Source organism: Nocardia carnea NBRC 14403, from assembly GCF_000308515.1.
GTDB lineage: Bacteria > Actinomycetota > Actinomycetes > Mycobacteriales > Mycobacteriaceae > Nocardia > Nocardia carnea.
Genome location: NZ_BAFV01000086.1, coordinates 1 through 619 on the forward strand (window position 1 = coordinate 1; position 619 = coordinate 619).

Annotated in this window: 1 protein-coding gene; it reads right to left on the reverse strand. The window is 62.8% G+C overall.

Translation table 11 applies throughout. The features are described 5' to 3' along the window. Window positions 1-342 precede the first annotated feature (342 nt). The coding region (locus ON22_RS26610) for a GmrSD restriction endonuclease domain-containing protein (protein ID WP_043740671.1) at window positions 343-619 on the reverse strand (277 nt) is incomplete at its 5' end.

Here is a 619-nt window from a genome sequence, read left to right on the forward strand (position 1 = left end):
TCCCCGGCTGCCCGTTTGAGCGCTGCCGGGTGAACCTGTTCAGTGGTCAGTGTCCGCGCACCGTCTGTGTAGGCGCGGCGAGCCTTCGCCGCGGCGTAGGCTCGCCGCGCTGGCGCTCTTCAACCAGCAGCGCGTCGAGAAGACGAGAGGCCGGCCAGTTCGTAACTGGTCGGCTTCTTGGGTTGGATCCGATCGAGAGGACCGGCGAGCTGGTGTGCTCTCTGGATTCCTGCGTCGCTCATCGACGGAATATTTCGCGGGTGTAGTTCAATGCCAGAATTTCTGCTTCCCAATCAAACCTCGGGCCCGACCAATGGCCGCCAGGTCGAATGAGCTTTCCTGTCAGCACGCCTGCAAAATCTGCGTGAGCTTGTCCTTCTCGTCCTGCTGCAGGCTCAACTGCCAGGTCGATTTCACCGCAACCCACATCTGCGCGTAGGTACAGTGAGCCGCCGGGTTCGGTGGTATCCAGTCCGCCAGGTCTTGGTCGCCTTTGGACCGGTTCGACGAGGCGGTGACCGCGATCAACTGCGGGTTGGTCAGATCGTTGGCGAACTCCTCGCGCCGCTCGATGCTCCATGCACTGGCCCCGGAGCGCCACGCTTCGGCCAGTGCGACT